7 protein-coding genes are annotated in these 6,632 nt (G+C 65.3%); 2 read left to right on the forward strand and 5 right to left on the reverse strand.

Annotation, left to right across the window (positions count from 1 at the left end):
- Positions 1-28: 28 nt before the first annotated feature.
- Positions 29-973 (reverse strand): substrate-binding domain-containing protein, encoded by a 945-nt coding sequence (locus tag ACXAJT_RS23900; protein ID WP_475240163.1) that lies wholly within the window; start codon positions 971-973, stop codon positions 29-31.
- Positions 974-1,042: 69 nt separating this feature from the next.
- Positions 1,043-2,068 carry an ABC transporter permease gene (locus tag ACXAJT_RS23905; RefSeq protein ID WP_475240165.1) on the reverse strand — a complete coding sequence of 342 codons (1,026 nt, stop codon included), beginning with the start codon at positions 2,066-2,068 and terminating at the stop codon, positions 1,043-1,045.
- Between the two features lie 200 nt (positions 2,069-2,268).
- On the opposite strand from ACXAJT_RS23905, the gene ACXAJT_RS23910 reads away from it, so the two are divergent.
- On the forward strand, positions 2,269-3,171 hold the full coding sequence (locus ACXAJT_RS23910) for a GntR family transcriptional regulator (protein WP_475240168.1): 903 nt from the start codon (positions 2,269-2,271) through the stop codon (positions 3,169-3,171).
- Positions 3,172-3,186: 15 nt separating this feature from the next.
- Here the strand turns inward: ACXAJT_RS23910 and ACXAJT_RS23915 are convergent, their stop codons facing one another.
- The 3 genes from ACXAJT_RS23915 to ACXAJT_RS23925 all read right to left on the reverse strand — a co-directional run bounded on the left by ACXAJT_RS23915 (position 3,187) and on the right by ACXAJT_RS23925 (position 5,898).
- Positions 3,187-4,161: an aldo/keto reductase gene (locus ACXAJT_RS23915; RefSeq protein WP_475240171.1), complete on the reverse strand. Its 975-nt coding sequence runs from the start codon at positions 4,159-4,161 to the stop codon at positions 3,187-3,189.
- Positions 4,162-4,169: 8 nt separating this feature from the next.
- Positions 4,170-5,294: a mannitol dehydrogenase family protein gene (locus tag ACXAJT_RS23920; protein WP_475240174.1), complete on the reverse strand. Its 1,125-nt coding sequence runs from the start codon at positions 5,292-5,294 to the stop codon at positions 4,170-4,172.
- A gap of 130 nt (positions 5,295-5,424) precedes the next feature.
- Positions 5,425-5,898, reverse strand: a complete 474-nt coding sequence (locus tag ACXAJT_RS23925) for an EamA family transporter (RefSeq protein WP_475240180.1) — start codon at positions 5,896-5,898, stop codon at positions 5,425-5,427.
- Between the two features lie 300 nt (positions 5,899-6,198).
- Here ACXAJT_RS23925 and ACXAJT_RS23930 point away from each other — a divergent pair, with 300 nt between their 5' ends.
- Complete coding sequence (locus ACXAJT_RS23930) at positions 6,199-6,561, forward strand: DUF1007 family protein (protein WP_475240177.1); 363 nt, start codon at positions 6,199-6,201, stop codon at positions 6,559-6,561.
- Positions 6,562-6,632: the final 71 nt, after the last annotated feature.

Here is a 6,632-nt window from a genome sequence, read left to right on the forward strand (position 1 = left end):
GGGACCCCGAGGGCCCCGGCCGCATCGCTCAATAGAGGACGTTCTGCGCCTCGGGGGCGTCGATATTGTCCTCGGTCACCAGCACCACGCCGGTGTCGATGAAGGGCTCGATCTTGTTGCCCGCCAGCACGTCCATCACCGCGTTGACGCCCAGCTCGCCCATCTGGAACGAGCCCTGCACGGCGATCGCCTCGAGCGTGCCCGAGCGCACGAATTCCTGCAGGTCGGCATTGCCGTCGAAGCCGAAGGCCGCGATCTGCCCGGCCTTGCCGGCCTGCTCGATGGCGCGCCCCATGCCCACGGCGGTGGGCTCGTTAGCGCCGAAGATGCCCACAAGGTCCGGGTTCGCCGCCAGCACGTCGGTGGTCTGATTCAGCGCGTTGGCCATCTGCGACTGCGAGTAATACGGCCCGACAATCTCCAGCGACGAGTTGGCCTCAAGGTAGTCGCTGAAGCAGCCCACGCGGCCAATCTCGGAGCCGACGCCCGCGACGTAGGACATCACCGCGACCTTGCCCTCGGTGCCGACCTTGTCGATCATCGTGCTAGCGACCAACTCGCCCGCGGCGCAGTTGTCGGTCGACAGGAACGCCTGGTAGGTGCTCTCGGCGCTGTTGGTCAGGGCAGAGTCGATGATCACTACCGGGATCGCCGACTCGTAGGCGCGCTTAACCGCCGGGGCCAGGGCCTCGGGGTCCGACGGTGCCAGCACGATGCCCGCGACGCCGCGATTGATGGCATTCTCGACGAGGTTCACCTGGTCGGCGATGGCGCTCTCGGTGGCCGGGCCGTCGAAGCTCATGGTGTGCTCGGACTGGCCCTCGATCGCGGCTGTGGCGCCGAGGTTCACGTTCTGCCAGAAGTTGGAGCTGGTGGTCTTCACGATCACCGCGATCTCGCCCGCCTGGGCGGCGCCCGCCGCAGTCAGTGCCAGCGCGCTCGCGGCTATGAGGCTTGTCAGTCTTCCGTTCATCCTGTCTTTCCTCCCTAGATGACAGTCTTCGTTGGAAAATTCTTGGGGTCGTTCGGGGCTGCGCCCGCCTCAGCGGCGGTTGCGCAGCTGGTCGATGTAGACGGCGCCGATGACGACGAAACCGATGACGATCTGCTGGATGAAGGACGATACGCCGCCCATGTTCAGCCCGTTGCGCAGCACGCCGATGATGAAGGCGCCGATCATAGTGCCCGAGATGCCGCCGACGCCGCCCATGAGCGAGGCGCCCCCGATCACCGCCGCAGCGATGGCGTCGAGCTCGTACATCACGCCCTCGCTCGGCTGCGCGGTGATAAGCCGCGACATCAGCACATTGCCCGCCACGCCTGCCAGGGCGCCCGACAGCGTATAGGCGATAAGCTTGGTGCGATCCACAAGCACGCCCGAGAGCCGCGCCGCTTCCTCGTTGGAGCCTGTGGCGTAGATGTGCCGCCCGATGGCACGGCGGCGCAGCATGTAGGATGCGACGACCGCCACCACCACCAGCAGGATCGCCGGATAGGGAATGCCGGGGAAGATCACCCGCGGAAAGCCGTTGTCGCCCATCTCGACGACCCGGAAAAGCGCGCCATTGCCGAGCACCCCGAAGGCCTCGCCGAGCTGCGAGATCGGTGCCGCGCCGGTCAGTTGCAGCGCCGCGCCGCGGGCGATCAGCATCATCCCGAGCGTGGCGACGAAGGGAGTGATCTTCATCTTTGTGACGACGAAGCCGTTGAAGAGACCGCAGGCCGCGCCCATGCAGACGCCCAGCATCATCGCTGGCACCACCGGCACACCGGCCTTGACCATCATGCCGGTCACAGTGCCCGAAAGTGCCAGCACCGAGCCCACCGACAGGTCGATGCCGCCGGTGATGATCACCATGGTCATGCCGATGCCCAGCAGCCCGATCACTGAGGTCTGCAGCAGGATAGTCAGCGTGTTGTTCACCGACAGGAAGGCCGGGCTGGCAAAAGAGAAGGCGATCACCAGGATCGCCAGCGTCAGCAGCGCAGAGATGCGGTGAAAGGCTGCGGCCGAGTTGGGCAGCATGCGGGTCCAGGCGTCTCGCGACGGCTGCGAAATATTGGCCATGGGTCCTCCCGGGGTCCTCCGACTGTGCCGAGCCATGGTCCTCCCCGCGCGGCACAAAATTATTAAAAACAGGGTGTCGTGGTGCTTGACCCGGGTCAAGTGTTTTTATTAATTTAATGCATCAGTAAAATACCAAGTGGCGCACCGGGACGGGGCAGATGACGCACGCTCAGCTAAACCGGCCCGCAGGGTTCTGACCCATGGCCCGCAGCGACACCCGCTTCCGCGAGACCTACAATGCCCTGCTCGATCTCTGCACCGGGCTGAACCGAGACGACTCGCTCCCCTCTGAGAATGCCCTCGGCGATCGGCTCGGCGTCAGCCGCACCGTTGTGCGCGCCTGCCTGCAGCGCGCCTCGGACGACGGCTTGATCCGCTGGGAGGGCCGCGAGAAGACACTGCTCCGTGCCCCGCATGCCGAGGACCGGGTGCCGCTCGACATAAATACCGAGGATCCCGAGACGCTCGAGCAGCGCTTCCTCGAATGGATCCTGCGCTTCGACGTCCCCGCAGGAACACCGCTCAACGTCGCGGCGCTATCGCGCGAGTTCGGGGTGACGCCGCAGATCCTGCAGGAGTTTCTGGCCGGGCTCAGCCGCTTCGGCCTGGTTGAGCGCCGCAAAAAGGGGGGCTGGCTGCTGCTCGGCTTCACCGTGGGTTTCGCGGTGGAGCTGTCGGAGTTCCGCAGCCTGCTGGAACTGAACGCGGTGCAGTATCTCGTGACCCTGCCGGGCAGTCACCCGATCTGGCCCAAGCTCGAAGCGCTACGCGCAGAACACCTCGATCTGCTCGACCGGATCGAGAGCGACTTCCACGACTTCTCGGCGCTCGACGAGCGCTTCCACGCGACGCTCAACTCGGTGGTGCGGAACCGCTTCGTGGCGGAGTTCCAGAAGGTGATCGCACTGATCTTCCACTACCACTACATGTGGGACAAGACCTTGGAGCGGCACAGAAACCAGGCAGCCATTGGCGAACACCTGGTTCTGCTGGACGCGCTGCTCCTGCGCGACGCGGCGGCCTCGGAGCAGGCAGCGCGACGGCATCTCCTGACTTCGAAGACGACGCTGCTCTCCTCGCTCCGCAACCACCGACTGGGCTGAGGCCCCACGAAAGGCTCAGGCGAAAAGCGCCTCCTCCGTCCCCGCGGGGACTGGGGTTTTCAGCGCCTCGAGATTGCGAGTCAGGCTTGAGGCCTTGGAGGTGCCGAGCAGCACCGAAGCCGTTGCGTGATGGCCCAAGGCGAACCGCAGCGCGGCGGTGGCCAGCGGCATGCCAAGCGCTTCGGCGTTCTTCTGCAACTCGGCGACGCGGTCCAGCACCTGCTTCGGTGCCGGGCCGTAGTCGTAGGTCGCGCCCTCGACCGGCCCCGTGGCGAGGATGCCGGAGTTGAACACCCCACCCAGCACCAGGCTCGTCCCGGCCTCCCGGCAGCGCGGCACCAGCTGCGACTGGGCGGAGCGGTCGAGCAGCGTCAGGCGCCCGGCTAGCAGGATCACGTCGATGGGCCCGTGGTCCATCACGTCGAGGCAAACTTGGCACTCATTCACCCCGAGGCCGAAGGCGCCGATCTTGCCCGCCTCCTTGAGCTTCACCAGCGCCTCGTAGCCGCTGCCGAAAAACGCTTCCATGTGCCCTGCATTGGCCGCCTCCCCGTGGGTATAAGCGCCGATGTCGTGCACGTAGGCGATGTCGAGCCGCGTGACTCCGAGCCGTCCGCAGGCTTGCTCGAAGCTCTCGCGGATGCCGTCGCCGGAGTAGTCGTAGGTCATTAGGTTGGGCAAGGGCTCGATATAGCTGTCAGCCTCGGCGATGGGCTCGGGCGATGGCGACAGCACCCGGCCGAGCTTCGACGAAAGCGCGTAGCTGGCCCGGTCCCGGCTTTGCAGAAAACGTCCCAGCCGAGTCTCCGACAGGCCGCGCCCGTAGTGCGGTGCGGTGTCGAAATAGCGGATGCCCGCGTCCCAGGCTGTCTGAAGAACCGCCACGGCGTCCGCATCGGTCACTTTCCGGTAAAGATTGCCGATGCTGGCACAGCCGAAGGAGACTTCGGTCACTTCGACGCCCGTGCTGCCAATGGTCCTGGTTTTCATGGGGGTCTTCATGCGATTTCCGTCTTGCATGCCAGCGCGGCCTCGATCCGCGGTTTCTCGGTGCGATCGCCCCGACTGCTGGCCCATGCGACGAAGGCGGCGAGGCGGCGGTCGAGTTTTTCCGAGTGGTTCTGCGCGATGTCCGACAGCGCGTGGTCGAGGAAAGGGTTGGCGAAACGATCCAGCGTCTCCGCCAGATAGGCCGCTGCTGCCGCCCCCTCGCCCGCCGCAGCAAAGCCTGGCAGCACCTCCTCGCGGTAGAGCGCCTCGAGGGCGGCGCGGCGCTCGGGATCGGCCAGCATTTCGCGGACCAGCGACGGCCGGTCGCGCCCCTCGTCCAGCCAACGCGAGACCATCCAGGTGTGGCCGAGGTTGAGGATGAAGAGCTTTAGCCGCGCCACTCGGCCCAAGTCACCGACCACTTGCACGTCGGGATGGGCGCAGGGCAGGATCAGGCCGGGGCGGTCCTCGATGGCCCAGAGCGCATAGGGTTCGGCGATGGCCCCGGCGGGCTCTAGCGGCTCCGAGACGATACGGTCGACCAGCGAGTTCACCCAGAGCACATCGGTGCTGAGCCAGTCGCGAAAGGCGTCGGGGAGGTCTGCGGATGCGGCGAGCACAAGCTCGCGCAGTACGTCGCCGTTGTTCTGCACCAGCTCGGTCGGCATGACCTGGATCGGTGCGCCGCCTGCCTCGAAGCGCGCGAACAGCAGGCGGGCGAGCTTGCCGGGGTAGGACATGTCTTGCTGCGGACGGGTGTCGGCCGTGGCATCCGCGGGCTGCGGGCGGAAGCCGGCGTCTGCGGTGTTTGAGAGGATGATTTTCACTTCGCCGCGCACGAGGTCCAGCAGCTGCTCCACGTCGCTGGCGGTGCTGAGAGTGCGTGTCACGCTGTTGACGCGGAGCTCCTCGTCGACCTGCTGCCCGGCGCGAAGGCCGCGCAGGCGGACCGGGTAACCCTCAGGCGCGGTGAGGCCCCGCAGCCGTGTGGCTCGGGTCGGATCGCCCGAGGATTGCACCACGGTGACCGGTCCGAGCGCCTCGCCGCGGGCCATGGCTTCCGACAGAAAGAGATCGACGTGGGCCTGCAGGAAGCGGCTCGTGCCGAATTGCAGGATCGGCGTGCTGAGCATGGTGTCTCCTCCTCCCTGCTCTGCCGGGCCAACTCCTCCCGGTCCGGCGATAATTGGTTTTTTATTATTCAGTACCTACGCGAGGTCAAGGGTATTGTTGCGCGGCGCCTACGGTTTGCGTGCAACTGCATCACCTGCATGCTTGGCCGAAAGATGGCCGATACTTTGGAGCTGCAGCCCTAGCGAACAAGCTTGCCGATATGCCTGAACGTGATCGTGTCGCCGATGGTATCCGCCGTAACGCGGCCGCGCTTGCCCGAGAGCGGCTCGCTCGGCTGTCCGGCGGTCCGGCCCACGGCGCGGGTGTCAAGCGCGATGCCCCAACGCGGAACACATTCGCCCGCTCGCCCAGCAGCAGTATGCCCGCGATCGCAGTCAGCGCCGGCGACAGGTAACCGACCAGCGTCGCATCGGCCACCGGCAGCCGGGCCACTGCCGCGAAAGAGGTGAACATCGCGACAGTCCCGACACCCGAGCGCAGGACGTGTTCCCAGGGGCGCAGTGTGCGGAGGCCCTCCGGGAATTCCCCACGCAGGCGCAGGAAAACGACCAGCGGGATCGTCGCAAGATCGAGCGAAAAAACTCGATCTCGCCCCAGGCGCAGCGTCGCTCACCAGATTGACGGTGATCGCTATTACCGAGAAAACTAGTCCCGACAGGAGCCGCAGAGCGATCCCACGAGCAGGATCGGAATCGTGATCAGTCATGCAGTGCCCCTTCAGGCGAGCGCGCCGCGCAATATGTCGTCCGTGCTGCCACTAGCAAGACCGCGATGCAGCGCCGACATGTGTTTCCCGATGATCTGTGAGTGCGCTAGGAGATTGACGCGATCAGGCCCGTAAGCTGTTGCCGAGATCTGCGGCCAAGTGTGGCAAAGCCAGACCCAACACGTCGTTCGAGAAGGATGAAGTCGATCGAGTCGGTATTCATGAAGATCGGTCAACTGATGCTTGCACCCATGCCAAATCTCGCCCGCGGCGTGACGCGCCCCTTGACGGGGCTGCCAGCGCGCGCCCATCTGCTGGTCATGCGCCTACTTGCACCACTAATCGCTCTAATGTTGGGCACCTCCATCGATGCCCATCCGCACGTCTTTGTCGACGTGCGCGGCGACTTCGTTCTGGATGACGGCGGGCGTTTGGAGGCGATACGCATCCATTGGCTCTACGACTCGTTCACCACACTGATGGCCATGCAAAACCTCGGCCTCGACCCGGATCGCGACGGGCGGCTGGACGAGGCGGACCTTAGGGTCAGGACCCATTGATTTGGTTGGACGAGCGTGATTCACCGTTCGAAAACGAGCGGTGAACATGTCTGATCTTTTTTGGCTGAGCG

The organism is Salipiger sp. ABF4_146 (assembly GCF_056161345.1).

What these genes read in the sequence shown, in the direction of transcription:
- ACXAJT_RS23900 (WP_475240163.1), bottom strand. Translation starts at nt 973, where the DNA reads ATGAACGGAAGACTGACAAGCCTCATAGCCGCGAGCGCGCTGGCACTG.
- ACXAJT_RS23910 (WP_475240168.1), top strand. Translation starts at nt 2,269, where the DNA reads ATGGCCCGCAGCGACACCCGCTTCCGCGAGACCTACAATGCCCTGCTC.
- ACXAJT_RS23930 (WP_475240177.1), top strand. Translation starts at nt 6,199, where the DNA reads ATGAAGTCGATCGAGTCGGTATTCATGAAGATCGGTCAACTGATGCTT.
- ACXAJT_RS23905 (WP_475240165.1), bottom strand. Translation starts at nt 2,068, where the DNA reads ATGGCCAATATTTCGCAGCCGTCGCGAGACGCCTGGACCCGCATGCTG.
- ACXAJT_RS23920 (WP_475240174.1), bottom strand. Translation starts at nt 5,294, where the DNA reads ATGCTCAGCACGCCGATCCTGCAATTCGGCACGAGCCGCTTCCTGCAG.
- ACXAJT_RS23915 (WP_475240171.1), bottom strand. Translation starts at nt 4,161, where the DNA reads ATGAAAACCAGGACCATTGGCAGCACGGGCGTCGAAGTGACCGAAGTC.